Origin of the sequence: Bradyrhizobium sp., assembly GCF_035652035.1 — a bacterium.
In the GTDB taxonomy this organism is placed as follows: Bacteria; Pseudomonadota; Alphaproteobacteria; order Rhizobiales; family Xanthobacteraceae; genus Bradyrhizobium.
In genome coordinates this window covers 1-25,164 of the sequence record NZ_DASREO010000078.1, presented here as the reverse complement: position 1 = coordinate 25,164, position 25,164 = coordinate 1, and the positions used below count along the sequence as shown (strand labels likewise).

At 61.5% G+C, this 25,164-nt stretch carries 28 protein-coding genes and 1 tRNA gene; 8 read left to right on the top strand and 21 right to left on the bottom strand.

All coding sequences use genetic code 11. The features are described 5' to 3' along the window. Positions 1-61: 61 nt before the first annotated feature. The gene (locus VFB05_RS21360; RefSeq protein ID WP_325015870.1) at positions 62-2,854 is read left to right on the top strand and encodes a di-heme-cytochrome C peroxidase; all 2,793 of its coding nucleotides are present in this window, start codon (positions 62-64) and stop codon (positions 2,852-2,854) included. A gap of 62 nt (positions 2,855-2,916) precedes the next feature. On the opposite strand, the gene VFB05_RS21355 is transcribed toward VFB05_RS21360, so the two are convergent. Further along, entirely contained in the window at positions 2,917-3,195 is a 279-nt protein-coding gene (locus VFB05_RS21355) for a hypothetical protein (protein WP_325015868.1), read from the bottom strand. A gap of 318 nt (positions 3,196-3,513) precedes the next feature. Between VFB05_RS21355 and VFB05_RS21350 the strand changes: the two genes are divergently transcribed. Next, entirely contained in the window at positions 3,514-5,253 is a 1,740-nt protein-coding gene (locus VFB05_RS21350) for a methyl-accepting chemotaxis protein (RefSeq protein WP_325015866.1), read from the top strand. Positions 5,254-5,314: 61 nt separating this feature from the next. Here the strand turns inward: VFB05_RS21350 and VFB05_RS21345 are convergent, their stop codons facing one another. Next, on the bottom strand, positions 5,315-5,710 hold the full coding sequence (locus VFB05_RS21345; protein WP_325015864.1) for a YodC family protein: 396 nt from the start codon (positions 5,708-5,710) through the stop codon (positions 5,315-5,317). Between the two features lie 295 nt (positions 5,711-6,005). Here VFB05_RS21345 and VFB05_RS21340 point away from each other — a divergent pair, with 295 nt between their 5' ends. Then, positions 6,006-6,395: a hypothetical protein gene (locus VFB05_RS21340; RefSeq protein ID WP_325015862.1), complete on the top strand. Its 390-nt coding sequence runs from the start codon at positions 6,006-6,008 to the stop codon at positions 6,393-6,395. 265 nt (positions 6,396-6,660) lie between these two features. Beyond that, positions 6,661-7,062, top strand: coding sequence for a hypothetical protein (locus VFB05_RS21335; RefSeq protein ID WP_325015860.1), 402 nt, complete (start codon positions 6,661-6,663; stop codon positions 7,060-7,062). A gap of 21 nt (positions 7,063-7,083) precedes the next feature. Here the strand turns inward: VFB05_RS21335 and VFB05_RS21330 are convergent, their stop codons facing one another. Next, positions 7,084-7,968 carry an alpha/beta hydrolase gene (locus VFB05_RS21330; RefSeq protein ID WP_325015858.1) on the bottom strand — a complete coding sequence of 295 codons (885 nt, stop codon included), beginning with the start codon at positions 7,966-7,968 and terminating at the stop codon, positions 7,084-7,086. 154 nt (positions 7,969-8,122) lie between these two features. Between VFB05_RS21330 and VFB05_RS21325 the strand changes: the two genes are divergently transcribed. Together VFB05_RS21325 and VFB05_RS21320 are read left to right on the top strand one after the other, a co-directional pair. Further along, positions 8,123-8,488, top strand: a complete 366-nt coding sequence (locus VFB05_RS21325) for a nuclear transport factor 2 family protein (protein ID WP_325015855.1) — start codon at positions 8,123-8,125, stop codon at positions 8,486-8,488. Between the two features lie 263 nt (positions 8,489-8,751). Continuing rightward, on the top strand, positions 8,752-9,537 hold the full coding sequence (locus tag VFB05_RS21320; protein WP_325015853.1) for an alpha/beta hydrolase: 786 nt from the start codon (positions 8,752-8,754) through the stop codon (positions 9,535-9,537). Positions 9,538-9,566: 29 nt separating this feature from the next. On the opposite strand, the gene VFB05_RS21315 is transcribed toward VFB05_RS21320, so the two are convergent. Both VFB05_RS21315 and VFB05_RS21310 read right to left on the bottom strand, forming a co-directional pair. Further along, entirely contained in the window at positions 9,567-9,809 is a 243-nt protein-coding gene (locus VFB05_RS21315) for a hypothetical protein (protein ID WP_325015851.1), read from the bottom strand. Between the two features lie 101 nt (positions 9,810-9,910). Beyond that, positions 9,911-10,132, bottom strand: a complete 222-nt coding sequence (locus VFB05_RS21310; RefSeq protein WP_325015891.1) for a hypothetical protein — start codon at positions 10,130-10,132, stop codon at positions 9,911-9,913. 277 nt (positions 10,133-10,409) lie between these two features. Here VFB05_RS21310 and VFB05_RS21305 point away from each other — a divergent pair, with 277 nt between their 5' ends. Next, complete coding sequence (locus VFB05_RS21305) at positions 10,410-11,597, top strand: IS481 family transposase (RefSeq protein WP_414643233.1); 1,188 nt, start codon at positions 10,410-10,412, stop codon at positions 11,595-11,597. Positions 11,598-11,634: 37 nt separating this feature from the next. Here VFB05_RS21305 and VFB05_RS21300 read toward each other — a convergent pair. From VFB05_RS21300 to VFB05_RS21270, 7 genes are all read right to left on the bottom strand, one after another. Next, positions 11,635-11,712 (bottom strand) — tRNA-Pro (locus VFB05_RS21300). 119 nt (positions 11,713-11,831) lie between these two features. Further along, complete coding sequence (locus tag VFB05_RS21295) at positions 11,832-12,410, bottom strand: MerR family transcriptional regulator (protein WP_325015847.1); 579 nt, start codon at positions 12,408-12,410, stop codon at positions 11,832-11,834. A 40-nt stretch (positions 12,411-12,450) separates the two neighbouring features. Next, positions 12,451-12,777 (bottom strand): integration host factor subunit alpha, encoded by a 327-nt coding sequence (locus tag VFB05_RS21290; protein WP_325015845.1) that lies wholly within the window; start codon positions 12,775-12,777, stop codon positions 12,451-12,453. Between the two features lie 129 nt (positions 12,778-12,906). Continuing rightward, entirely contained in the window at positions 12,907-13,884 is a 978-nt protein-coding gene (locus VFB05_RS21285) for a beta-ketoacyl-ACP synthase III (protein ID WP_325015843.1), read from the bottom strand. After that, positions 13,881-14,942 (bottom strand): phosphate acyltransferase PlsX, encoded by a 1,062-nt coding sequence (gene plsX / locus VFB05_RS21280; RefSeq protein WP_325015841.1) that lies wholly within the window; start codon positions 14,940-14,942, stop codon positions 13,881-13,883. Before plsX ends, VFB05_RS21285 begins: the two co-directional genes overlap by 4 nt. A gap of 264 nt (positions 14,943-15,206) precedes the next feature. After that, the gene (locus tag VFB05_RS21275) at positions 15,207-15,800 is read right to left on the bottom strand and encodes a DUF177 domain-containing protein (protein WP_325015838.1); all 594 of its coding nucleotides are present in this window, start codon (positions 15,798-15,800) and stop codon (positions 15,207-15,209) included. Between the two features lie 13 nt (positions 15,801-15,813). Further along, the gene (locus VFB05_RS21270) at positions 15,814-16,362 is read right to left on the bottom strand and encodes a ubiquinol-cytochrome C chaperone family protein (RefSeq protein ID WP_325015889.1); all 549 of its coding nucleotides are present in this window, start codon (positions 16,360-16,362) and stop codon (positions 15,814-15,816) included. 84 nt (positions 16,363-16,446) lie between these two features. Here VFB05_RS21270 and VFB05_RS21265 point away from each other — a divergent pair, with 84 nt between their 5' ends. Further along, the gene (locus tag VFB05_RS21265; protein ID WP_325015836.1) at positions 16,447-16,923 is read left to right on the top strand and encodes an outer membrane protein assembly factor BamE; all 477 of its coding nucleotides are present in this window, start codon (positions 16,447-16,449) and stop codon (positions 16,921-16,923) included. 101 nt (positions 16,924-17,024) lie between these two features. On the opposite strand, the gene VFB05_RS21260 is transcribed toward VFB05_RS21265, so the two are convergent. From VFB05_RS21260 to glyA, 9 genes are all read right to left on the bottom strand, one after another. Continuing rightward, positions 17,025-19,151, bottom strand: coding sequence for a sodium-translocating pyrophosphatase (locus VFB05_RS21260; protein WP_325015834.1), 2,127 nt, complete (start codon positions 19,149-19,151; stop codon positions 17,025-17,027). A gap of 209 nt (positions 19,152-19,360) precedes the next feature. Further along, positions 19,361-20,362, bottom strand: coding sequence for a thiamine-phosphate kinase (gene thiL, locus VFB05_RS21255; protein ID WP_325015832.1), 1,002 nt, complete (start codon positions 20,360-20,362; stop codon positions 19,361-19,363). 1 nt (position 20,363) lies between these two features. Continuing rightward, positions 20,364-20,867 carry a transcription antitermination factor NusB gene (gene nusB / locus VFB05_RS21250; RefSeq protein ID WP_325015830.1) on the bottom strand — a complete coding sequence of 168 codons (504 nt, stop codon included), beginning with the start codon at positions 20,865-20,867 and terminating at the stop codon, positions 20,364-20,366. 2 nt (positions 20,868-20,869) lie between these two features. Then, positions 20,870-21,361, bottom strand: coding sequence for a 6,7-dimethyl-8-ribityllumazine synthase (gene ribH, locus VFB05_RS21245; RefSeq protein WP_325015828.1), 492 nt, complete (start codon positions 21,359-21,361; stop codon positions 20,870-20,872). A 105-nt stretch (positions 21,362-21,466) separates the two neighbouring features. Further along, positions 21,467-22,051, bottom strand: a complete 585-nt coding sequence (locus VFB05_RS21240; RefSeq protein ID WP_414643232.1) for a demethoxyubiquinone hydroxylase family protein — start codon at positions 22,049-22,051, stop codon at positions 21,467-21,469. Continuing rightward, complete coding sequence (locus VFB05_RS21235; protein WP_325015823.1) at positions 22,051-22,659, bottom strand: riboflavin synthase; 609 nt, start codon at positions 22,657-22,659, stop codon at positions 22,051-22,053. The genes VFB05_RS21240 and VFB05_RS21235 overlap by 1 nt, the downstream gene beginning before the upstream one ends. Then, positions 22,660-23,805, bottom strand: coding sequence for a bifunctional diaminohydroxyphosphoribosylaminopyrimidine deaminase/5-amino-6-(5-phosphoribosylamino)uracil reductase RibD (gene ribD, locus VFB05_RS21230; protein ID WP_325015821.1), 1,146 nt, complete (start codon positions 23,803-23,805; stop codon positions 22,660-22,662). Further along, positions 23,802-24,284, bottom strand: coding sequence for a transcriptional regulator NrdR (gene nrdR, locus VFB05_RS21225; RefSeq protein ID WP_325015819.1), 483 nt, complete (start codon positions 24,282-24,284; stop codon positions 23,802-23,804). Before nrdR ends, ribD begins: the two co-directional genes overlap by 4 nt. A gap of 12 nt (positions 24,285-24,296) precedes the next feature. Beyond that, on the bottom strand, positions 24,297-25,164 hold an 868-nt coding region (glyA, locus tag VFB05_RS21220; protein ID WP_325015816.1), incomplete at its 5' end, for a serine hydroxymethyltransferase.

Genomic DNA, 25,164 nt, shown 5'->3' with positions numbered 1-25,164 from the left:
TTCGGGCTTCCATTCGAAGGCAGCCTCTTTCGATGACGCCATATTTTGAGGATTGAAGGCCATGCAAGACCAGCCCGCCGATTCATCCGCAGGCCATTCCCAAATCCCCGTATCGCCCGACAATCCGTGCCCGTTTTTGCGCGGGCTCGTCGCCGGCGGCTATGTCGACGGTCACGTCGTCCCGTTGCCGAAACTGACCTCGACGATTGAATCCGCGACCGGCGAAAAAGGCGTGAAGGAGCGCCTTGCCGGGATGGAAATCTATGGGATTGCGCTGATCGCGAACGGGCTCAGCCCGTTGCGCCTGTTCAAGAGCTGGTGGTCAGGCGCCGTATTGGACGAATTGCGCGACGGCCCGCTGGACAAGCACGGCGCCGGTTCGCGGATCCTCGAAGTCAACGGTCAGGTGGACTTGTCCGAGATCGCGCGCCTTGCCGAATTCGGTTCTGATTACCCCGACCCGTTCGGCGGTGGCAGCGAACGCGGGCTGAACGCGCAGCAAATCACGAACTATATGAACGCGAATTTCGATCGCGCCGTAGGGAATCAACGCCCGATCTATCGCCTCTTCATGAAAGGCGAATGGCCGGTTCTGCTCAAGATCATGGGCAAGGGCGAAGGCGACAACCGCTATCTCAGCGTCGCGGAAGTGAAGACGCTGTTTGTGGAGCGGCTATTTCCCCAGCGGATCGTGCTGCGGCTGAAGCAACCTGCGCCGGCGCCGAGCCGCCTTGCCACGTTCGTCAAGAGAGCCGCTGCCGTGCTTGTCCTTGTGCTTGTGGCGCTCGTGCTCGCGATTACCCAGTTTCCGGACCGACTTCAGACGTTCCTGGCGGCGTTGCCGGGGCCGGTGAACCAGCTCGCGCAGTTGCTGCCCCCTCCTCTGCCGAACATGCCGCCCGTCAAGGCGGCGCGCTGGCTCGATCAAAACTGGTCGACTGAAGAGCGGCACTGGTTTCACCATGTGAGCCAGGGCACCAAGACGTTTCCAGTGCCCTATGCCTGGTTCGTGGCGCTGGAGCAGCCGCGGATTCATCTGTTTACCCGGCCGGGTCTTTTGAGCGCCACCAATTATCTCGAGCGCTTTGGCTTCATCCCAAGTCCCAAGACCATCCATACCGACGAAGCCACGTTGCTTCGCTACGGCTATGCGGACCCCTCCACTGCACCGCCGTCGGCGCCATCGGCGAGAGACAAGTGGCCGGTCGAAAACACCGACGGCCTTCCGGTCGGCTTTGCGCGTCTCGTCGGTGCGGCCGACCCCGCAACCGGTATTTCTCAACCCGATCTGATCGGATTGACCTGCGCTGCCTGCCACACCGGCAGCATTCATTACAAAGGCACTAGCATCCGCTATGACGGCGGTCCGGCGATGGTGAACTTGCTGAATCTCGAGAAGGCGACGGGCCTTTCCATCGCTTATACGTTGCTTCCCTGCGTTCCACTGCTTCCCTGCCGCTTCGATCGTTTCGCCAGGCGCGTGCTTGGCGCTAACGCCACGGAGGCGCAGCGTACTGAGTTGAAAAAGGGGCTGACTGACGCAGGCGTCTTCGTGAAGGCGCAGGCGGACACGTTAACAAATCTGTTCAACAGAGTGCACCAGCAAGACACTGAGGAGGGTTACGGCCGCCTCGATGCGCTGAACCGGATCGGCAATCAGGTTTTCTATACCGACATGATGCTGAGCGGCGTCGCCGTCTCTGACAACAACATGCGCGTGCGCGACGCGCCGGTCAGCTTCCCGCCGATCTGGACCGTGCCGTGGTTCATGTGGGCGCAGTATGACGCATCGATCCAGCAGCCGCTCATTCGCAACGCCGGCGAGGCGCTCGGCGTGTCCGCGCTGCTCAATGTCTCGCCCGACTATTCGCCGAAAACGCTCTTTCGTTCCTCTGTCGACGTCGAAAATCTCGACGCCATCGAGAAGATGCTGAAGGGATCGAACCCGTTTGAGCAGACGCCAAAGGGTTTTGGCGGTTTGAAGTCGCCGAAATGGCCGTCCGAGATGTTCCCCGACGAAGACGCCTGGAAGATCGATCCCGACAAGGTCAAGAATGGCCGGAAGATCTATGCCGAGATTTGCGTCGAATGCCATCTCGGGCCGGTCAACGATCCCGAGTTCGATGCGCAGTATCCGGACAAAAGTTTCTGGAAGGACCCTCATTGGAAAAAGGACGGGGATAGTGTCGTTTTGGAGGAAGTTCAGCAGGGCGTCGGTGGAATGGGCACCGATCCCGGCCAGGCCCATATCTTGATGTTACGCACGGTCGAGGTGCCCGGCTTCCTCGACTTCCAGCCGGCGCGCGATCTTGCATGCCCCAACATGCCCGGGCCTTCCGCCGAAATGCCGTATGCGCTGGCGCTGATGATCGCGGTCGACCGCACGGCGAAGGCGAAGATGGACGAGCAAAAACTCTCGCCTGACGCGCGCGACGCGATATGGGGAACGCGAAAGAACTGTCCCAATCCCGGCAATGCCCAGGAAGCCCATTACCGCGCGCGTCCGTTGAATGGCGTTTGGGCCACGGCGCCCTATCTTCACAATGGCTCGGTGCCGTCGCTCTACTGGATGCTGACGCCCGCCGCGCAACGGCCGAAGCAATTCTGCATCGGCACGCGCGATTTCGATCCGCAGCAGGTTGGCTTCCATGTCGACGCCGGACAAAAGCAAACCTGTGCCAGGGGCGAAACCCGGTTCTCCACGGTCGATTCGAAGGGGCTGCCGATCCCGGGCAACAGCAATCTCGGCCACTCGCTCGAAGGCAAGCCCGGCCCCGGAAAACCGGGCGTCATCGGTCGGCTGCTCCTGGAAGAGGAACGCACCGATCTGATCGAATATCTGAAAACGCTCTAGAAGGCCGCCGAAAATCGAAACGGGCGACAGAAGCTTTCGCTTCTGTCGCCCGTTTCGTCAAATCAGTTCGTGCCGCTGCTGGCCTTGGTTCGCTTGGGCGGCGGCGTCGTACTGTTTGACGACGATCCATCAATTGCGCGCGCACCGCCCCACGGGTCGGCCGGAGGCTTATCGGGGATATTGCGCAGCGACCTCTTGTAGGCCTCGCTGGTGTTTTTCTCCGTCTCGAGTTCACCCGGCCCCTTTGGCGGGTCGGTCGGCGCCGACGGCTTGATCCCTTGCGCAAAAACGGGACTGGCGAGCAAAACGCTCAATAAGGCCGCGGCACGAAGAACTCTCATCCCCAAAGACTCCCTTTGATTCCCTTCATAACATTGCGCTCAAAGCGTCGCCAACAGCATGGTTGCCCGGACTCTCCGGCAAATTTTGGGAGCCGGCGGAGCGCCAATTGCCGCAGCCGAATCCGTTACCTGATGGCCATCTCGGCCTCATGACCGGCCGGGTTTCGGCCCCGGATTTTGCTGCGAAAATGAGCACAGGACGCTCAGCTGTCTCGAATTCCGGTACTATAGTATAGGATTTTTCCTCTAAAAGGATCACGAAAATATTATTTTAAGTATACGGCCGTAGAATCACCCCCGTATTTTGGGGGATTTTTCATGACGTTCCAATCTGGCTGGAGTCGTTTCTCGCTCCTGCGGCTGAAGCTTGGGCCCAAGGCGGTCCTGAGCGCCGCGCTTCTGATTGTGATCAACACGACGCTCCTGGTCGGCGCCGGATACTGGTCGTTGACACGCAACTTCAACCTCCGCTCCGTTCGCGATATCGACTTAAGCCTTCGCACCCTCACGCTGGCGTTTGGCGAAGCCTACCCTGACGCAAAGATCACGCTGCGCAGCGATGGCGTCGTCGAGCGCGTTGTCATTTCGAAGATGCCGGAATTCACCGATCACAGCATTGTCGACCGCGCGGTCTCCTATGCCGGCGGCAATGCCACACTTTTCGTCTATGACGACGCGAAGGACCAGTTCGTGCGCCGAACGACGAACGTAAAAAAGGAGAATGGCGACCGCGCCGTCGGCACGCACCTTGCGGAAGACCATCCCGGACAAGCCATTATTCGCCGGGGCGAAGCCTATAAGGGACCGGCGGTCCTGTTCGGAAGCCGGTTCTATACCGCCTATCACCCGGTCTTTAACCCCTCCGGCAAGGTGATCGGCATCATCTATGTCGGCATTGCCACGGCTGAACTGGACGGCATGCTGCATCAGGCGATTTGGGCCATGACGATTGCCGGGGGAGTCGCAGTCCTGCTCTGCCTCAGCGCGACATTGATGATGGTTCGCCGGGTCACCAAACCGCTGAACGCCGTGACCGACACGCTCACCGCGCTTGCCGACGGCAGAACGGATGTCGAGGTTCAGTATGCCGACCGCGCCGATGAGATTGGCGCCATCGCGCGGACCATCGACGTCTTCAAGAGCAATCGGATCGAGCGCCATCAGCTCGAGGCTGACCGGCGGAATTCGGAGAAAGCGGCGACCGAACAGCGCAAGAAGGAGCTCAACCAGTTCGTCGAGGCTTTCCGCACCAAGATCGGCGGAATTATCGAGCAGGTGCTGAATTCGTCCCATCGCTTCGAACAGGATGCCCAGCAGCTTTCAACGACCGCGCGCTCCACGGCTGAGATGTCCGGCCACTCCGCCGACGCTTCGCGGCAGGCCTCCGAGCACGTTCGCAGCGCGGCGACCGCGTCCGACGAACTTTCCCAGTCGATCACCGAGATCAGCCGCCGGGTCCAGGATTCCAACACCGTTGCGGCCGACGCCGTCAAGCAAGCCGGCGCCACCGACCAACGAATGGCGGAATTGTCGGCCGCCGGCGACCGAATCGGCGACGTCGTGAAACTGATCACCTCGATTGCGGAACAGACCAACCTGCTCGCGCTCAACGCAACAATCGAGGCCGCGCGCGCCGGCGATGCCGGCCGGGGCTTTGCCGTGGTGGCGCAGGAGGTCAAGAATCTTGCCGGTCAAACCGCCAAGGCGACCGACGAAATCAGCTCGCACATCGTCAACATGCAGCGCGCCACCGGCGAGTCGGTCGAGGCGATCAAGGCGATCGGACAGACCATCGAGCGCATCAGCGAAATCACCGCATCGATCTCCGCAGCCGTCGAGGAGCAAGGCACCGCAACCAAGAACATCGCGCATGGCGTGCAGGCCGCGGCCGGCGGCACGATCGAGGTGGCTGAGAATGTCGAGCGCGTCGCCCGCGATGCGGACGCAACAGAGGCGACCTCTGGACAGATGCTGCAATCCGCCAAGGCGCTTTCCGAGGTGAGCATCCACCTGCGCGATGCCGTCGAAGAATTCCTCGACAGCGTTCGCGCCGCCTGACGCTTGCCTCGTGAGAGGAAATCGCCCGCCTTCGCCGGCGGCAGACCTGCACGGCATCCGGTTAGTTCATACGCCGCGGCGCCGGCGTATTTGGCTCAGCGGCATCCTTCGTGGCCGACGCCCGCCTCGGCCTGCTGGGCGGAGCTCCCGACACCTTTTCCGACGCCTCCGCCAGGTCGTTCATCGCCGCCATCATGTCGTCGATCATTGCCTTGTATTCGCCGGCAGCCTCCGGTGGCTGCGGTTCCATTTGATCGGAAGAGACGTCTTGCGGCGGCGGATGAGTTATTGCGTTGCAATCGAAACGCGCCCGCTCGAGCTTGTTCCCGACAAACCAGACGCACAACACACCCGTGACCTTGTCGTCGTCAAAGATGTCCGTGTTGACCGCATCTACCGTCATCACGGGGCCGCCGGATTTCAAGATGACGAGATCGCCCGGCCTTAAAATGGTCATCTGCGAAACCCATCGTGAGGGAATTAACAGGATGGCAAGGCGACGATTGCTGCGACGACAATCTAATCCGCGCCGTCATCGTCGCAATCGATCGTGAAGAGCACGCGAGCCGCCAGCATCTGACGACAAGATGCTCCGATTCCCGTGCATCCAAGCCACAGCTGACAACATTTCGACTTGGATTATTTGCGCAGCCAACGCGTCGCATTTTTTTAACATAGACTATCACCATCAACCGATTCGCGGCACGAACATTGCTTCGAACGACACGGCTGGAACAACACAGGAGTGCGGCATGAAACGCCTCGTCCTTTGTACAGCGTTCGGTTTGTTGATGAGCGTAGCGAGCGCCCGTGATTTCGGGCAGTGGGAAGCCACAGACCCGCTCATTCGCCAATGGTACCAGGCGCTGATGCAGCCCGACAATCCCGCTGTTTCGTGTTGCGGCGAAGCGGATGCTTATTGGGCGGACTCGTTCGAAGTCGATGGCGACAAATACGTCGCCATCATTACGGACTCCCGGCCCGACGAGCCGCTGCGTCGCAAGCATATCGACATTGGAACCAGGATTGTGGTTCCAAACCACAAGCTGAAATACGACCAGTCCAATCCGACAGGTCACGGCATCATCTTCCTGAGCAGGGGAGATTACGTCTACTGCTACGTCGCGCCGGGCGGCGTCTGATTCTTGCGCAGAATTTGCCGTTGCATTTGGCAGCACGGCAACAGCTTCGGACAAGTCGCATTCGACATCGCCGATGATCGCACTGCGCCGTCATGTTCCGGCCGCGTGGCAACGTAACGACGATTGTTGCCGCGACATCTTCTGAAATCAGCGTCGCGCGGTTCCCGCTGCACCTTTCCTAAACTTCATTTTTCTTTTCGCCGGATCGGGCGTTGTCTTGCAGCGCAGATTGGATCTGCGATTTGTCGCCAGGCAGGAGAACGCCATGCAACGCTCGATCCTCACAGCGGCTGTCCTTCTCGGCATCATCACGACGGCCCATGCCCAAACCGCAACGGGCGCTGCAACCGATCCGCTGAGCGTGCCGACCTCGCCGCTGCCGTTCAGTTCGTTTTTCGCGGGAACATCCGCCGCTGCGACAAGCGGATCGTCAACATCGGGACCAGCGGGCGGCAGCTCGAGCGGAATAAGCGCACCGGCCTCGCGCAGTTCGCAGGTGCCCCGGCAGCTGCCAGGCGAAGGGCTCGACAACGCGACGCAATCGGCGGGCACGACCGCAGCAGCGCCGAGCGTCCCATCGACCATCTGTCCGCCTTCGATCCCCACGACCGATGGCGGCTCGGCGAACATCACCGTGATCGACGGCTTTTCGCCGGGCGGATGCTGAGCCTGACGCGAGGTCGGCGCCTCATGCCCCTCGCAGGAACGGCAGGATCAGCGCGATCGCCTGTTCAGGCTGCTCTTCCATGATCCAGTGCCCGGAATTGGTGATGAAGCCGGTCTGAACATTGGAAGCTGCAAAACCGATCTCCGTTGCGAGGTAGGCGCCATAGGAGTGGTCACCGCCGATCGCCAGCACCGGCATCGCAAGCTTGCCTTTCTCGGCCAACAGCTTCTGATTATCGATCGCATCCTGGGCAAAGGCCGCGAACTGACCACCTAAAGCGTTGTGGATGGCACCGGGCAGCGCATAAAGCGCCGCGTAATGGTTACGCGTCGCCTCGTCGATTTTGGCGGGAGTCGCCGAAAGTTCGTTATAGAAGCGATCGAGCAAGATACGTTCTCTTCCCGCAACCAGCCGCTCGACATCCGGGCCGCGGAAATTGAAGTGCCAGACCTTGGGGTTCTTCAGCTGCTCGTCCCAGTGTCCGATGCCGGGTAGCGGCGCATCCATGACGACCCACTTCGTCGTCCGCTCGGGATACTGCACGGCGAATGCATAGCCGACCATGTTGCCGATATCATGCGTGACCAATGCAACCTGTGTGATCCGCAACTGATCCAGGATATGAGCAAGGTCGCGCGCCTGCGCCATCTTCTCGTAACCGCCCTCCGGATGCGATGAGAGGCCCATGCCGCGCAGATCGGGGACGATCACGGTATGATCCTTCATCAGGACTTTGGCGAGCGGAACCCACATGTCACCCGTGTCGCCAAATCCATGAAGCAACAGGACAGTCGGGCCGCTGCCAGCGACGCGCACATATTGAGTGCCATCGGTGACACGCATCTGCTCGGTACGCACGCCTGCGGGCCAAGCCAGTGGCGATTCAGTCTGCGAGAGGGTCTCCATGGTCTCCCTTTAGATCACGGTTACAGCACAACTGGATATTGCGTGGCAAAGAGGAAAAATTCCAGCCCGCCTTTACCTCCCACTTCATGGCATGACGCGGCGACGCGACGCAGGATGTTGCTGTTCAAACGCCAAACCCAACGGAGGCCGTGAGATGAGGACCGCTGCAAATGTCGCAGAAGATTATATCGCTGTTTGGAACGAGCGCGACGCCACACGCCGTCGCGCCTTGCTGGAATCGACCTGGACGCCGGCCGCGACTTATCTGGATCCGATGGCACAGGCCGCCGGTCTCGTCGAAATCGACAGCATCATCAATTCGGTGCAGGAGCGATTCCGGGGCCTGACTTTTTCGTTGTCCGGAAAGGCGGATGGTCACGCAGACGTTGTGCGATTTTCGTGGGCGCTTGGTCCCAAAGGTGGCGCCGCCATCGTGAAAGGCACCGACTTCATCGCGCGCGACGGCGACAAGATCGCGACCGTGACCGGCTTTCTCGACCTCGTGCCGGCCTCGACCTGAGCTGATCTTCAGGCACCCGATACGAATGCCTCAGGGGTGCGAGGTCTTCCCCGCGCCCAAGCCTTAAACGTTGCAACTCGAAGAGCCCGTGCGGTTCTTCCATGAAGGGGATCCTCAGATGAATCGCCGAACGCCCATCCTTGGCGCCTCAGCCGCCGGTACGTTGGGTAGCTCGCCCGCGGCCATCAAGACCGCTGTCGCGCAAACGAGGCCGGCACCACCCGTCACGACGGCATCATCGCGCTGCTTCGTCACGGCCAAGGATGGAACCCGATTGTTCGTCCAGGCACTGGGGCAGCGGTCGCCCGATCGTCCTTTTGGCCGCATGGACCTTCAATTCGAATGTCTGGGGCAGCCACATCGCGTCCTTCAACGAAAGCGGCTTCCGTTGCGTTGCGCCTGACAGGCGCGGTCACGGGCGCTCCGATGCGCCGTCGAACGGCTACGATGCCGATAGCCTTGCCGACGACGTCGCTGCTGTACTCGATCAGCTGGATTTGCGCGACGCAATCCTCGTCGCCCATTCCATGGGCTCGATCGAAGCCGTCAATTATCTGGCTCGCCATGGGTCGGACCGAATATCGAAACTCGTCCTTCTCGCGCCCGTGACACCCTATCTGACGAAGACGGACGACAACGCCGATGGCGTGCCGAAAGCCGCAATCGAAGCGCAATACCGCGCCATCGCCAGCAATTTCCCCGTATGGATTGCAGATAACGAGGCGCCGTTCTTTACACCGCAGACCATCGCCGCGACACGCAACTGGATCAAAACGATGATGCTTGACGTCTCGTTGCAGGTTGCTCTCGCTTGTCGCGCCACCATCGCGTCGACGGACCTGCGCAGCGCGGTGGGAAAGATCGATCGGCGCGCCTTGATTGTTCACGGCGACAAGGATGCAAGCGCACCATTGCCCATCACCGGCGCCAAGACAGCCCGCCTCATACCCGGCAGCAAACTGGTTGTTATCGCGGGCGCGCCACATTGCCTGGTGCTGACCCATGAAGATCAGGTGATGAGGGAGACCCTGGATTTTATCCGCGCCTAGCGATTCCAGGCCGACGGAACATGACGGCGCTACTTCGTCTTGTTCCGGCCGGTTCGCGGATTGAGCGGCCCGGCGGGCGGCCTCACCAATCCCTCTGGCAAGACGGGTTCGGTTCCCGGCAGAGGATCGGCCCTGACATCCGCGCCCCATTGGGCTTTCTCGTGTGGCGTCGCCTTGTCGCGCACTTGATTCGACTGCGGGCGACCGTCCCTGTTGATGGGATCGTAAGTCCCGCTTCGAATATCCCGCGTCTCTATGCCGTGCTTGGCCATGAGCGCCTCCAACCTTCCAAAGGTAACGCTCGCGGTCAATCCGGGTTGCAGGAGGAGAAGCTGCCACGACATCCCAAGACGTCTCGCGGACGGCTCTCTCGTTATCTGGATTGCTCGGCCTGATCGTTGTCCATCACGGACCTGCAGCCAGAGCTCAGGCTTGCGCGGTTCTTGATCATGCAAGCCGTGATCCGGGGAATATCCGGAATCTCGGAGCTGCAAAGCCGGAGAGCGTCTCCGGTGCACATCTGCTGCGCCTCCGGGCTGTAGGCGTGACTTGAGGTCGGCAACATCGAAAAGGAAATGACGAACGCTGCAATCAAAGCGGGCTTGCAAATTGACTTGGTCACGATCGAACTCCGTTGTTGATCAGTGATGTCCAGGTTGAGCACGCTTCGTTTCCGGCCAACGTCGCTAGCTATAAAAAACGGCTGCGTGGGGCTGAGATTTGGTTTCGCCGCCCCGCTGCGAAGAAACCGCTTCACGAGATCGCGAGGAGCACGAACCCCGATCTAAGTCTTTTGCCCTTCCTGAGAGAGGGGTGACAGTTCATTCCGGAGACATGGGTTACACAATTGGGCCTTTTGCGGGGAGCGCAAGATGCCCTGGAAGGTGTGTAAACCCATGGACGAACGACTGAGGTTCATTGCCAGGCTGCTGGATGGAGAGCAGATGGCGCCGCTGTGCCGAGAGTTCGGCATCTCCCGCAAGACCGGTTACAAGATCCTCACACGCTACAACGCGACAGGCCTAGAAGGGCTCACGGACCGCTCGCGCCGGCCCTACCGCCATGCCAATCAGCTCCCGGTCCAGATCGAGACGCTGATCGTGCGCGTCAAGCAGGACAAGCCGAGTTGGGGAGCCCCGAAGATCAGGGAAAGGCTTTCCCGGCTTTATCCTGATGTGCACGCGCCCGCGATCAGCACGGTGCACGCGGTGCTCGACCGCCATGGCCTGGTCAAGCGCCAGACCCGACGACGCAACAGGGCCCAGGGCACTTCACTCTCCCGTCCGGCCCAACCGAACGAACTGTGGTGTGCCGATTACAAGGGCGAGTTCATGCTTGCTGATCGACGATACTGCTATCCGTTGACCATCACCGACTTCGCCAGCCGCTATCTCATTGCCTGCGAAGCCTTGCACACCACCAAGGAGCTCTATGCCTTCGCGGTGTTTGAAAGCGTGTTCAAGGAATTTGGCCTGCCGCGGGCCATCCGCACCGATAACGGCGTTCCCTTTGCCAGTCCCAATTCCCTGTTCAATCTCTCAAAGCTCTCCGTCTGGTGGCTCAGACTCGGCATCGAGATCGAGCGCATCAAGCCCGGCCATCCCCAGCAGAACGGCCGCCATGAGCGCATGCATCTGACCTTGAAGCTGGAAGCCACCAAGCCGGCCGCCAAAAACTTCCTGCAGCAGCAGGCCAGGTTCGATGACTTCATCGACGGCTACAACAACGAGCGACCCCACCAGGCGCTCAACATGCAGTGTCCCGCACAGCGCTATCAGCCCTCGTCACGGCCATATCGCGGCTTGCCGGACCTCGACTATCCGCTTCATGACAAGGCAGCCACCGTCACCACCTGCGGCCGCATCTGCTTCAATAACCAGAAGATTAATCTCAGTCAGGTCTTCGCTGGCCAGACCGTCGGCATCAAGCAAACCGACGACCGCATTTGGCTCGTCAGCTTCATAGACTATGATCTCGGCTACTTCGACGACGAGACTTGCAGGCTCGAACCCCTTGCAAATCCCTTCGGACCGAGAGTGTTACCTATGTCTTCGCAATGAAATGTAACCCATGTGCCCGGAATGGACCCTTCATTAATGGTCGGAGCGAGAGGATTTGAACCTCCGACCCCTAGTCTCCCAGACTAGTGCGCTAACCGGGCTGCGCCACGCTCCGACGCCCGATCCCTTAGCTTTGATCAGCCGGTCGCGCAAGGTGGGTGATCGGCGGGCCGGGCGATCGCCCGGTCCATCAATTGGTTAAGCCGGTTACCTCGGATTTTGCGAAAACCGCTTTCAGCCGTCCTTGAGCGCGGCATCCAGCAGGCGGCGGCAGGCGATGAGGTCTTCGAGCACGCCTTTCAGACGCGCCACATCGACGATCGGGACGATATCGGCGACGCCCGCAATCGCCTCCTCCTCTTCGTAGCTTTCGACTTCCCGCTCCCGCCGGCTGCGGCGCTCGGCAAAGCGGGGAATACCGCTCTCCTCGGAGCTGTCATAGTCGTCGTCGTCGAGGTCCATCGACGGTGCAATGTCATCGCCATTTTCGAGAATGCTTTGACCGACCACCTCCTCGATCGCGCCGAACGAGGCGATGGCGTTGGCATCTGCGAGCCGCTGCACCGATCCGATGCCGTGCTCCTTCAAAATGCGCTGCACGCCGCGGATGGTGTAGCCCTCGCCGTAGAGCAGACGGCGGATCCCCTTCAACAGGTCGACATCGTCGGGACGGTAATATCGGCGGCCGCCGCTCCGCTTCATCGGCTTGATCTGGGAGAAGCGCGTCTCCCAGAACCGCAGCACATGTTGCGGAATGTCGAGGTCGTCGGCGACCTCGCTGATGGTTCGGAAGGCATCCGGCGCCTTGTCCAAATGCTCGCTCCTCTATCCTCGCTCTGGCGAGACGGCTCGCCTATTCGGCCTTGCCGTTGTTCCCGGCGCCATGACCATTGATGCGCTGCTTCAAGATCGCCGACGGCTTGAACACCATCACCCGGCGGGGCGAGATCGGCACCTCGGTCCCGGTCTTCGGATTTCGGCCGATCCGCTGGCCCTTCTTGCGCACCATGAACGAGCCAAACGAAGACAGCTTCACCGTTTCGCCCTTCTCCAGGCAATCGGTGATCTCTTTCAATACCAGCTCGACAAACGCCGATGATTCCGTGCGCGACAGCCCCACCTTCTGGTAGACGGCCTCGCACAGATCAACTCGCGTTACGGTTTTTCCGGTTCCAGTCATCGCCTGCCCCACTCTCGGCGAACACATATTCGCTACTGAAATTAGGAGGTTACGTACTAACGGTCAACTGCCGTCCTAGCTTCATAACACGAAAGAAACACGTAAAATTCGGGATTAATTTGCGGGGACTCACCACCGGATCAGCACCGATCCCCAGGTAAAGCCGCCGCCCATGGCCTCCAACAACACCAAATCGCCCTGTTTGATGCGGCCGTCGGCAACGGCCACCGCCAGCGCCAACGGAATCGATGCCGCGGACGTGTTGCCGTGCTGATCGACAGTCAGCACGACTTTCTGCGGCGCAATATGCAATTTGTGTGCGGATGCATCGATGATTCTCTTATTGGCCTGATGTGGGACGAACCAGTCGATATCGTCGGCGGTGAGCCCGGTCGCTTCAAAAGCATCGACGATCACGTCAGTAATCATGCCGACCGCATGCTTGAAGACTTCCCGTCCCTCCATCCTGAGATGGCCCACGGTCTTGGTCGAGGACGGACCGCCGTCGACATATAGCTTCGACTTGTGCCGCCCGTCCGATCGCAGATGCGCCGTCAAAATACCGCGGTCGGAGGCCTTTCCCGGCTGCGTCTGGGCTTCCAGTACCACCGCGCCGGCGCCGTCGCCGAACAGCACGCAGGTGCCGCGGTCGTTCCAGTCGAGAATTCGCGAGAATGTCTCGGCGCCGATTACGAGCGCGCGCTTGAACGCGCCGCTGCGCAGGAAATTGTCGGCCGTGGCAAGTGCGAACACGAAGCCCGAACATACCGCCTGCAAATCGAAGGCCGCACCGTGATGAATTCCGAGGTCGTTCTGAACCGCCACCGCCGTCGCCGGAAAGGTGTTGTCGGGCGTCGAGGTCGCCAGAACGATCAGGTCGATCGATTGTGCATCGACCCCGGCATGGGCCAAGGCCGCGCGTGCGGCATTGACCGCCAGGTGCGACGTAAACTCGCCTTCGGCAGCGATATGGCGCTGACGAATTCCGGTGCGCTGGATGATCCAATCATCGGAAGTGTCGATCCGTGTCGCCAATTCGGCATTGGTCAAGATCCGCTGCGGCAGATAAGAGCCGCAGCCGAGCACGACCGAGCGTATTGCAGTCACGAGACAGCCTCCTGCGTGGCAGAGGCTGGGACCAGCGTGCCACCGTCGCTTTTAAGCATTTGGTTGATCTTGTTGAGGAGATCGTATTTGGCCATTTCATACCCAACATCGACCGCATAGGCAAAGCCGTCTGCGTCGGTTCCGCCATGGCTTTTGACCACGATGCCGTTGAGGCCGAGCACCACGCTTCCATTGTAGTTGCGTGGATCGAGTTTCTCCCGCAGCGAGCGGAAGGCGCTTCGCGCGAGCACGTAGCCGATGCGCGAGAGCCAGCTCGCCTCGATGGCACTGCGCAGCAAATCCATCATCTGGCGCACGCTTCCCTCGGCGGCCTTCAACGCGATATTTCCGCTGTATCCTTCGGTGACGATGACGTCAGCCGCCCCCTTGCCGATCCCGTCGCCTTCGACGAAACCGATATAGTCGAGCTGCGGCAAGTTCATCGCGCGCAGCATCTCCCCCGCCTCGCGAATCTCCTCGTGGCCCTTCATTTCCTCGACGCCGATATTGAGGAGGCCCACGGTCGGGCGCGCCTTGTCGAACAGAACACTCGCCATCGCGCTTCCCATTGCGGCGAGCGCCACAAGATGGCGCGCGTCGCCGCCGATGGTCGCACCAAGATCGAGCACGACGGCCTTGGCATGCTTGGTTGGCCAGATCGCCGCCAATGCCGGCCGATCGATGCCGTTCAGCATACGCAGACAGAACCGCGCCATCGCCACCAGGGCGCCGGTATTGCCGGCGGATATCGCAACGTCAGCCTGTCCCTTCTTCACGGCATCAATAGCCAGCCACATCGATGAAGTCTTGCGCCCGCGCCGCAAGGCCTGGCTCGGCTTGTCGTGCATGCTGACGGCAACGTCGGTGTGAATGACGGACGAGACCGCCTTCAACGCCGGATGCTTGGCGAGCTGCGGTTCGATCACACTCCGATCGCCGAACAGGAGAAATTCCGTGTCGGGATGTCGGGTCAACGAGATGGCGGCGCCGGGAATAACGACTGATGCGCCGACGTCACCCCCCATGGCGTCAAGCGCTATTCGAACCTTTTTGGGCATGAACGTCCCGAAACCGACCTCTCATCGGACTTGAACTGCCAACCCCGACAACCACCACGGTCGCGGAGATCGGCAAGGCACCAAACCGCGCCGGTCTGGGCCGCGACAATAGCGTTTCCCCATACCGACACAACCTCTTGACCGCCACCTTTTGCGGCACAAATGCCACTGCAGCAGAATCGCAACAGCCAAATAATATAAATTATTTCAGTTGCTTAAGTCCATTGCCCGAGGAACCGGTTCCACTGGAATTCGCGGAAGCAATCATCCCGCCTTGCTGCCACCGCCGTCCTTGGGACCTTTCTTGGTCGTCGAAGCGCCCTGGTCTGTTTGCAGCGCTTTGAGTGCAGCAAACGGATGATCGGCGGGGTCGACGATTTCTGCCGGCGCCTCAAACACCGCATCGGACTTCCGCGGATAAGGGTCGATCGCCAAGAACAACACGTCAGTGGCAAGCCGGCCGAGATCAATCACGCCGTTGACGATCGGCTCGGGCGGATCAGGGACCTCTTCATCTTCGCTTTGAGCAGCTTCATCGACCAAAGCCGCAAGCGTTGGAATTTGCTCCGGTGGCGCGAACATCAGGTCAACCACCTCTGTGATGTCGTTCTCGATCGGCTCGAGCGTCACGACGCAGGTCTGTCCGATCCGCCCACGGACCTCGCCCGTGACGTGGACGCGCCCATTGCTCTTGAGCTTCAGGTCGAATGAAGCGCTCGCCGATAACACCGCGCGCAGTCCCGCAATCTTGGCCATCGCCGCGCGCGATGCGTCGCTCGCTTCAAAGGCGCGATGCAGACCAGTATCCGGTATTTGCGCGACAATGACAGGGACACGCCAGGGGTCAGCGGGATTCATTAGCTATCACCGTTCAGGAATGAGATTTGCCTGCGTCGGCCGGCACAGGAAAAGTCCACGCGGCAGCGAGAAGAGCGGTATCGTCAACGCCGTCGAGGCGGGCCAACACCGACTTTGCATAAGTGGCCAGCCACCTCGCATTTTCCATGCCCTCGCCGTTCAAGACGTTCCTGCTGAGCGCTTTGGCGAACGCCTCGTCATCGGCAAATGCGGCGTCATAGGCGTTGGCACGGCCATAAAACGCTTCGCCAAAGGCCTGCATTCGCTTCGGCACGGCGAGGTCGCCGACGCCCATTTCCCTCAAATTGGCGTCCATGTCCGCGCAGAAATGATCGAAAAGGGCCTGCGAGAGATCGCCCGCGCCTCCCGCGGAGCGAAATCGCCGCAAAACCATCCACAAATGCAGCAACAGCAGGTCGAAACGGCCATTAACGGTATCGGCCACACCGAGTTCCCGGTAGAACACCGGTTCTCGCGTCTGCGTCACGATCATGCCATAGATGGCCTCAATGGTGCCGCGCGCGAGCCGGGGTTTGCTGAAGTGGTTGAACGGCCAAAGCATTGTGACCCGCTGGGACTTTGTTGCAATCAAGCGCACTGCCGGGTACGCCAAGGCCGCACCTGACGCAAGGGGACCCATTCGGGGATGATCAAGTCCAGTCTGACAGGTTTTGCACGCAGCTCCGGCTGGCGCGGTCTACGAACCGCGGCCGCAGTCGTTTTGGTATGCGCCGTGGTCGGCGGTTGCGGAGAACAATTCCAGAAGGGCTACATCCTGCCGCCGGGCGCGCTTGAACAAATCCCGATTGGCGCCAGTCAGGATCAGGTCCTGATCGTGATGGGAACGCCGTCGACCGTCGCCACGCTCAACGGCGAGGTCTTCTATTATATCTCGCAGCGCGCCGAGCGGCGGCTTGCGTTCATGAGCGACCACATCACCGATCAGCGCGTCATCGCCGTCTACTTCGACAAGAACCGCCAGGTACGGCGTCTTGCCAACTATGGAATGAAAGACGGCATGATTTTCGACTTCATCAGCCGCACCACGCCGACCTCGGGCCAGGAAATCAACTATGTCGCGCCGCTGTTCAAGGCGCTCAATATCGGCCAGGGCGACAAATAATAAGGTCGGTGGCCGCGACGTGCGCGCTTTGCGACGCGGCTGGCGCAAAACAAAACCCCCGCGGCAGAGCCACGGGGGTTTTTCATTTAGACAGTCGCGTTTCAGTGCGCGAGGATTGCCAAGAGCAGCAGCGCCACGATGTTGGTGATCTTGATCATCGGGTTCACTGCGGGACCTGCCGTGTCCTTGTAGGGGTCGCCGACAGTGTCGCCGGTTACGGCTGACTTGTGGGCGTCAGAGCCCTTGCCGCCGTAGTGGCCGTCTTCGATGTACTTCTTGGCGTTGTCCCAGGCGCCGCCGCCCGAGGTCATCGAGATCGCCACGAACAGGCCGGTGACGATCACACCCAGCAGCATCGCGCCGACCGCGGAGAACGCCGCCGACTTGCCGGCCGCACCGCCGCCCGCGATCGCATAGATCAGGAAGTAGACCACGATCGGCGACAGCACCGGCAGCAGCGATGGGATGATCATTTCCTTGATCGCGGCCTTGGTCAGGAGGTCGACCGCCTTGCCGTAGTCGGGCTTGTCGGTGCCCTGCATGATGCCGGGCTTTTCGCGGAACTGACGGCGCACCTCTTCGACGATCGCGCCGGCTGCGCGACCGACGGCCGTCATGCCCATCGCGCCGAACAGGTAGGGCAGCAGGCCGCCGAACAGCAGGCCGACAACCACGTAAGGATTGTTCAGCGAGAAATCCGGCTTGATGCCCTGGAAGTAGGCGTGGTGCGCCCCATCGGCAATGAAGAACTGGAGGTCCTGGTTATAGGCCGCGAACAGCACCAGCGCGCCGAGACCGGCGGAGCCGATCGCGTAGCCCTTGGTGACGGCCTTGGTGGTGTTGCCGACCGCGTCGAGCGCGTCGGTAGACTTGCGCACTTCCTTCGGCAGACCGGCCATTTCGGCGATACCACCGGCGTTATCCGTGACGGGACCGAAAGCGTCGAGCGCAACGATCATGCCCGCCAGCGCAAGCATGGTCGCTGTTGCAATCGCAATGCCGAACAGGCCGGCAAGGCTGTAGGTCACGAGAATACCGGCGATGATGACGATGGCTGGCAAAGCGGTTGCTTCCATCGAGATCGCCAGACCCTGGATCACGTTGGTTCCGTGACCGGTGACCGAGGCCGCCGCGATCGACTTCACGGGGCGATAGTCGGTGCCGGTGTAGTATTCAGTGATCCAGATGATCAGACCGGTGACGACGAGGCCGACGACACCGCATTCGAACAGCGCAAAGCCGGTGTAGTCGACGCCGGGCAGCTTGTCGAAGCCGATCAGCTGGTGGATGACGATGGCGACGCCGATCAGCGACAGGATGCCGGTAGCGATCAGGCCCTTGTAAAGTGCGCCCATGATCGACTGGCTCGCGCCGAGCTTGACGAAGAACGTGCCGATGATCGAGGTGATGATGCAGATGCCACCAATGGCGAGCGGCAGCGTCATCATGTTGGCGAGAACCGGGGCTGGTGCCTTGGCAAAGAAGATCGCGGCCAGCACCATGGTGGCGACCGCCGTCACCGCGTAGGTCTCGAACAAGTCGGCCGCCATGCCGGCACAGTCGCCGACATTGTCGCCGACGTTGTCGGCGATGGTTGCGGGGTTGCGCGGATCATCCTCGGGGATGCCGGCTTCGACCTTGCCGACGAGGTCGCCGCCGACGTCAGCACCCTTGGTGAAAATGCCACCGCCGAGACGGGCAAAAATCGAGATCAGCGACGCGCCGAAGCCGAGCGCGACCATGGCATCGACCACGGTCCGGTCGTTGACCGGCAGGTGCAGCGAGAACGTGAGGAAGCCGAAGTAAAGCGTGACGCCGAGCAGCGCGAGACCCGCAACCAGAAGGCCGGTGATCGCGCCCGCCTTGAAGGCAAGCTCGAGGCCGCCGGCGAGCGAGGTGGTCGCTGCCTGCGCGGTGCGCACGTTGGCACGCACCGACACGTTCATGCCGATGAAGCCGGCCGCACCCGACAGGATCGCACCGATGGCAAAGCCGACCGCAACGAGGATGCCGAGGAAGTAAGCGAGCAGCGCGAAGATCACGATGCCAACGAGGCCGATCGTGGTGTACTGGCGCCGCAGATAGGCCTGCGCACCCTCACGCACCGCGGCCGCAATCTCCTGCATGCGCGGATTGCCGGCATCGGATTTCAGAACCGACGAGGTCGCCCAGATGGCGTAGACGATGGATAGTGCGCCGCAGAGCACGATCAACCATAATGCTGTCATTGAAGTTGCCTCAGATCTCTAAAGATGGCCCCCACGCAACGGCCGCGGTCGCGGCCGGCGCACAAAAAGCAGGCCCACCCTGCCCAACGGGCGGCCTGAAATCGGCCGGGACCATGCCAAAATCGCACCCCCGGCGCAACGCCAAGGGCTGGAAAAACAGCCGATTTCGAAAGCTATTTGCAACCAAACAGGCCATTTTCATGAAATTCCTAGAAATGGCTGTACGACGTATGCGCTAGCGGCAATTCCTTACCCTCCTCATCCAGCCATTTCGGGGCAGATTCGCCGGCGATGATGGTCCCGATCGGGCTGACGGCGACGCCCGCGACCTCAGCCATGCGGCTGAACTGCTCGCTTGCGTCCGGGGGAACCGCGCAAAGCACCTCATAGTCATCGCCGCCCGAGACGATCTCGGCGAGGCCGACGGCGCCGGCCGCAAGGGCCTTCGACGCGGCCGGCGATAGCGGTACCGACTTCAGATCAATCACGGCCGATACGCCAGATGCTGCACAGAGCTTGGCGAGGTCGCCCGCCAGCCCATCCGATACGTCCATGGCCGCATGGGCATGCGCGCGGATGGCGGAAGCGAGCGCGTTGCGCGGCTGCGGAACGCGGTAGCGGCCGACCAACAGCTCGCGAGATAAAGCATCGCCGGCAAGCGCCGCCGCTACCTTTCCTCGCTTCAGGATATCCAGACCGAGCGCGGCATCGCCGATCGTCCCGGTAACAACCACCTGGTCGCCGGGCTTCGCGCCGCTGCGATGAACCATCTTGCCTGGAGGGACGCGGCCGAAAGCCGTGATCGAAATCATCAGGGGGCCCGGTGTCGAAACCGTATCGCCACCAAGCAGCGGGCAACCGAAGCTGGTTGCATCCGCACCAAGCCCGCGCGCAAAGTCCGCCAACCAAGCCTCATCGACCTTGGGTAGCGCCAGCGCAAGCACGAAGCCCGCGGGATCGGCGCCCTTCGCTGCCAGATCGGACAGGTTCACCCGTAGGGCTTTCTGCGCGATGGTATCGGGCGGATCATCGGGGAGAAAATGCACGCCTTCAACGAGCGCATCTGTGGTGACGACGATGTCGCCGCCAAGCGCCTTGAGAATGGCCGCGTCGTCGGTCAAGCCAAACGCGCCGGGATCGGTCGCGAGCGGCTTGAAGTAGCGCGCGATCAGAGAGTCCTCACCGGATGCATGTGCACCGGGGGCGCTCACGTCAGCCTCCGGCCCGCGCGAATTCGCTGCCGCGGAACTGGCGCGCGATCTGATCGAGCACTGCGTTGACCATGCCGGTCTCCTCGGCCTCGACAAAGGCGTGCGCGACATCGACATATTCCGAAACCACGACGCGGCCTGGAACGTCCTTGCGATGTTCGAGTTCATAAGCGCCGGCACGCAACACCGCGCGCAGGATCGCGTCGATCCGCTTCAGCGGCCAACCCTTCGAGAGCGCCTCGTCGATCAGGGGATCGAGTTTGGCCTGATCGCGCACCACTCCGGACACCACGTCTCGGAAAAACGCGGCTTCGGCCGGCAGGTACTTGTCGCCCTCGACCTCGTTACCGAGCCAGTGGCTTTCGAATTCAGCGAAAATATCGTTGATGCCGGCGCCTGCGATGTCCATCTGGTAGAGCGCCTGCACCGCGGCGAGCCTTGCGGCGCCGCGCCGGTTGGCCTTTTTATCTGCGCCCTTCGCGGGCTTTTTCTTGTTCTCGATCATGATCAGTTTTTTGCCAGCCGGCGCTTGATCCGCAACATCGCAATTGCTGCGCGCGCGGCATCGCCGCCTTTATTGAGTTCGGAGGCGCGCGCCCGAGCCCATGCCTGCGCTTCGGTGTTGACGGTGATGATGCCGTTGCCGAGCGGAAGCTTTTTCGCCACGGCAAGATCCATCAGTGCGCGCGAGGATTCCATCGAGACAATCTCGAAGTGGATGGTATCCCCGCGAATGACGCAGCCGAGCGCAATCGCGGCATCGTAGGGCTTGCCGGCCTTTTCCGCAGCCTCAAGTGCAATCGCAATCGCGGCCGGAATTTCCAGCGCGCCGGGAACCGTGATGACGTCGTGGCCGACACCGGCCGACTTCAATTCTGCGACTGCGCCTTCCAGCAGCGCATCCTGAATGTCGTCATAGAAACGCGCTTCGACAATCAGCGCCCGTGCGCCGGAAATGTCGGTCTGGTCCTTTAAGGGTGCGCGTCGCGCGTCTGCCATCATCTATCCTTTTGAGGTCCGCGAAATGCAACTCGCGACCTTGAATTTCGGCCTTTGTAGTCGGCCCCGACAACAATTCCAAGCCAAGACTGCCTGCCCAATCTCCTAAGATTGCCGCGCAGCGGAAGCCGCCAAAACACGCGCCATTAGCGTTGAATCTCCCCAGGTAGAAAGCCAGATCAGCACGTCGGTCATAGCTGAAATCGTTTGCCGAAGTAGCCGCAACCTTATCGCATTGGAGTGGAGCTGTTGCTCGGCGTGGTGGAGATGCGCAAGTTCCTCGACTCGTATCGACTGGATAATGTCCCGAAGTTCGGTGTCTCGTTTCTCGAGGAAATGGAGCTGGTCATCGAGATGGCGATGGACTGCTGCTTCGACCGCGGCAGTACAGGCCCAGATCCCGTTCCTGCCGAGGCACGCCGTCAAGAAACCCAAAAGCCACCCGCCCCAGCTCCAGAGCTGCATGACGCGGCATGGCCGCGATTGTCGTTGCGGCATCGCCGCCCGAAACAAGGCACAATGCGTCTGCTCGTGCCGAAGCATTTCCGACAAGGCGGCCACGCAGTCCGGACACAAGCGTCGGGCGACCAAAAGCTGAGCGGAGTAAATTCTGATCGCACCAAATTCGCCGGCGTGATTCACCCTCACAATGCGCGCAACCGTCAGGGCATCGCGGGATGCGTCAGCCATCATTTCATTTCCGTCAATCTCGCCGCATAACGTGCCATCAGATCGACCTCGATATTGACCTCGCTGCCCGCTCGCCAGGACGCCAGGGTCGTCACCTGAAGCGTGTGCGGGATGATGAGCACGGAAAATGCGGTGTCCTTGACCGTGTTGACGGTGAGCGAAACGCCGTCGATCGTGATCGAGCCCTTCGGCGCGATAAAGCGGGCGAGTTCCCGCGTGGTATCGAGTTCAAACCGCGCCATGTCAGGCAAGTCCTCACGGCTGAGGATCGTGGCCACGCCATCCGCGTGGCCGGCGACGATGTGGCCGCCGAGTTCGTCGCCAATCTTGAGCGCCCGTTCCAGATTGAGCCGGGTACCGACAGCCCAATGCTTCGCGGTGGTCAGCGAAAGCGTTTCGGCGGCGGCATCGACGTCGAACCAGGTCCTGCCATTATCGACGCCGGACGAGACGACCGTGAGGCAGACGCCGTTGCAGGCGATCGACGCGCCATCCGCGATTCCAGCCTGGTCATACCGGCAACCAATGCGCATGCGATGCAATTGTCCCTGCGCGACCTGCGCCAGACTTATGATTTCGCCGATGTCGGTGACAATGCCGGTAAACATTCAGGCGCGCTCGTAAACGGTCAGGATGTCGGAATCCAGGCTCTCGCTAGCACGAACGCGAAAGGCGGACGACTGGGTGATTGTGGCGAGCGGCAATGCATCCAGCGCCGGAACGCCATCGGTGCCGACCGGTTTCGGGCCGCGCAGCAGCCAGAATTCGTCGACGAGGCCGGCGGCAACGAAAGATGACGCCACGCGCGCGCCGCCCTCGACCAGAAGCCGGGTGATGCCGCGCTCAGCGAGCGCATGCAGGGCGGCTGGCAAATTAAGCCCGGCCGGTGTCGATGCGACCCGGATCACCTGCGCGCCGGCAGCGCCCAGTATCGCCGCCGCAGGCGCTTCGGCCCGGTTTGAGGTGACGACCCAAAGCGGCGTCGAGCGCGCCGAATGAACCAGTCGGCTTTTCGGCGGAATCCGCAAGCTCCGATCGAGCACAACGCGAACCGGCGACCGCGCCTCCATGCCCGGCAGGCGGCAGGTCAACAGCGGGTCGTCCGACAGCACCGTGCCGATCCCGACCAGAATGGCGTCACACTGGGCCCTGAGCAGATGCACGCGCGATTTGGCGATCTCGCCTGAAATCGACACCTGCTTGTGTCCCGCCCCGGCAATCTTGTCGTCGCTGGAAACTGCGAGTTTCAGGATCACATGTGGGCGCCCGTCGCGGACCCGACGGAAATGACCGGCATGGGCGCGGGCGGCTTCCTCCGCCTCCAGCCCGACATCGACCGTAATCCCCGCATTCCGCAGCTTCGCATGGCCCTGCCCCGCGACCTCCGGATTGGGATCCTCGATCGCCGACACCACACGCTTGATGCCGGCCGCGATGACGGCGTCCGTGCAGGGCGGCGACTTGCCGACATGCGAACAAGGCTCCAGCGTCACATAGAGCGTGGCGCCGCGCGCAGCTTCGCTCGCCTGCGCCAGCGCCACCGGCTCCGCATGAGGCCTCCCGCCGGGCTGCGTCCAGCCACGGCCGACAATGACGCCGTCGTTGACCACGACCGCCCCGACCGCGGGATTGGGCCACGTACGCCCGAGGCCGCGGCGGCCGAGCGCGAGCGCAAGCTGCATGAAGCGCCGGTCAGCCGCCTTCGAATCCTTCGACTTCTGTGCGAGTTGTTCTTCCAGGATACGGAAGATCATTTTCGTAGCAGCGTGATCCGCGCATCGTCCTCGCCGGAGAGCTCGCCGAGCACGGCCTCAAAGTCCTTGGCCTCGCGGAAATTGCGATAGACCGAGGCGAAGCGAACATAAGCGACGTCGTCGAGCTGGCGCAGATGCTCCATCACGATCTCGCCGATCGTCTCCGAGGAAACCTCCGCCTCGCCACTGCTCTCGAGCTCGCGCACGATATCGGAGACCATCTTCTCGACGCGCTCGGTCTCGACCGGACGCTTGCGCAAGGACACCTGCACCGAGCGCATCAGCTTGTCGCGATCGAACGGCACGCGACGGCCGTTGCGCTTGATCACGGTGAGCTCGCGAAGCTGCACGCGCTCGAAGGTGGTGAAGCGGAAATTGCAGGACACGCACACCCGCCGCCGGCGGATCACCGACGAATCTTCGGTCGGACGGGAATCCTTCACCTGGGTATCGAGGCTGTTGCAGCTCGGGCAACGCATCCGAAAAACGCCTTACTGATAGATCGGAAAACGATCGGTGAGCGCCTTCACCCGTTCCTTGATGGCGGCTTCGACCAGGGGGGCCTTGCCGTCCTGCGCTTGCGCGATCGCATTCAACACTTCGGCGATCATGCCGCCGACCTGCCTGAACTCGGCCACGCCAAAGCCGCGCGTGGTCGCGGCGGGCGTGCCGAGGCGAAGGCCCGAGGTGACAAACGGCGTCTCGGGATCGAACGGGATGCCGTTCTTGTTGCAGGTGATGGCGGCGCGGACCAGCGCCTTCTCCGAAACATTGCCCTTCAGCCCCTTTGGGCGAAGGTCGACCAGCATCAGGTGATTGTCGGTGCCGCCGGAGACGATATCGAGGCCGTGGGCGCGCAGGCTTTCGGCAAGCGCTCTTGCGTTTTCGACGACGTTCTTCGCGTAGATCTTGAAGTCCGGCCGCAGCGCCTCGCCGAAGGCCACGGCCTTCGCGGCAATCACATGCATCAGCGGCCCGCCCTGCAGGCCCGGGAATACCGCCGAGTTCAATTTCTTGGTGAGAGACTCATCGTTCCACAGCATCAAGCCGCCACGCGGGCCGCGCAGCGACTTGTGGGTGGTGGTGGTGGTAACGTGGGCATACGGTACCGGGTTGGCATGGACGCCACCCGCGACGAGGCCGGCGAAATGCGCCATATCCACCATGAAAAAGGCACCGACTTCATCGGCGATGGCGCGGAAGCGCGCAAACTCGAAATGGCGCGCATAGGCCGAGCCGCCGGCGATGATGAGCTTCGGCTTCACCTCTTCGGCGCGCCGCGCGACCTCGTCCATGTCGATGACGTGGGTATCCTTGCGCACCGTGTAGTGCGCGGCCTTGAACCACTTTCCGGAGACG

Bases quoted from the DNA above. Each gene is read 5' to 3' on its own strand.
- VFB05_RS21360 (WP_325015870.1), top strand. From the start codon at position 62: ATGCAAGACCAGCCCGCCGATTCATCCGCAGGCCATTCCCAAATCCCC.
- VFB05_RS21355 (WP_325015868.1), bottom strand. From the start codon at position 3,195: ATGAGAGTTCTTCGTGCCGCGGCCTTATTGAGCGTTTTGCTCGCCAGT.
- VFB05_RS21350 (WP_325015866.1), top strand. From the start codon at position 3,514: ATGACGTTCCAATCTGGCTGGAGTCGTTTCTCGCTCCTGCGGCTGAAG.
- VFB05_RS21345 (WP_325015864.1), bottom strand. From the start codon at position 5,710: ATGACCATTTTAAGGCCGGGCGATCTCGTCATCTTGAAATCCGGCGGC.
- VFB05_RS21340 (WP_325015862.1), top strand. From the start codon at position 6,006: ATGAAACGCCTCGTCCTTTGTACAGCGTTCGGTTTGTTGATGAGCGTA.
- VFB05_RS21335 (WP_325015860.1), top strand. From the start codon at position 6,661: ATGCAACGCTCGATCCTCACAGCGGCTGTCCTTCTCGGCATCATCACG.
- VFB05_RS21330 (WP_325015858.1), bottom strand. From the start codon at position 7,968: ATGGAGACCCTCTCGCAGACTGAATCGCCACTGGCTTGGCCCGCAGGC.
- VFB05_RS21325 (WP_325015855.1), top strand. From the start codon at position 8,123: ATGAGGACCGCTGCAAATGTCGCAGAAGATTATATCGCTGTTTGGAAC.
- VFB05_RS21320 (WP_325015853.1), top strand. From the start codon at position 8,752: ATGGAACCCGATTGTTCGTCCAGGCACTGGGGCAGCGGTCGCCCGATC.
- VFB05_RS21315 (WP_325015851.1), bottom strand. From the start codon at position 9,809: ATGGCCAAGCACGGCATAGAGACGCGGGATATTCGAAGCGGGACTTAC.
- VFB05_RS21305 (WP_414643233.1), top strand. From the start codon at position 10,410: ATGCCCTGGAAGGTGTGTAAACCCATGGACGAACGACTGAGGTTCATT.
- VFB05_RS21290 (WP_325015845.1), bottom strand. From the start codon at position 12,777: ATGACTGGAACCGGAAAAACCGTAACGCGAGTTGATCTGTGCGAGGCC.
- plsX (WP_325015841.1), bottom strand. From the start codon at position 14,942: ATGCCCAAAAAGGTTCGAATAGCGCTTGACGCCATGGGGGGTGACGTC.
- VFB05_RS21275 (WP_325015838.1), bottom strand. From the start codon at position 15,800: ATGAATCCCGCTGACCCCTGGCGTGTCCCTGTCATTGTCGCGCAAATA.
- VFB05_RS21270 (WP_325015889.1), bottom strand. From the start codon at position 16,362: ATGCTTTGGCCGTTCAACCACTTCAGCAAACCCCGGCTCGCGCGCGGC.
- VFB05_RS21265 (WP_325015836.1), top strand. From the start codon at position 16,447: ATGATCAAGTCCAGTCTGACAGGTTTTGCACGCAGCTCCGGCTGGCGC.
- VFB05_RS21260 (WP_325015834.1), bottom strand. From the start codon at position 19,151: ATGACAGCATTATGGTTGATCGTGCTCTGCGGCGCACTATCCATCGTC.
- nusB (WP_325015830.1), bottom strand. From the start codon at position 20,867: ATGATCGAGAACAAGAAAAAGCCCGCGAAGGGCGCAGATAAAAAGGCC.
- ribH (WP_325015828.1), bottom strand. From the start codon at position 21,361: ATGGCAGACGCGCGACGCGCACCCTTAAAGGACCAGACCGACATTTCC.
- VFB05_RS21240 (WP_414643232.1), bottom strand. From the start codon at position 22,051: ATGGCTGACGCATCCCGCGATGCCCTGACGGTTGCGCGCATTGTGAGG.
- VFB05_RS21235 (WP_325015823.1), bottom strand. From the start codon at position 22,659: ATGTTTACCGGCATTGTCACCGACATCGGCGAAATCATAAGTCTGGCG.
- ribD (WP_325015821.1), bottom strand. From the start codon at position 23,805: ATGATCTTCCGTATCCTGGAAGAACAACTCGCACAGAAGTCGAAGGAT.
- nrdR (WP_325015819.1), bottom strand. From the start codon at position 24,284: ATGCGTTGCCCGAGCTGCAACAGCCTCGATACCCAGGTGAAGGATTCC.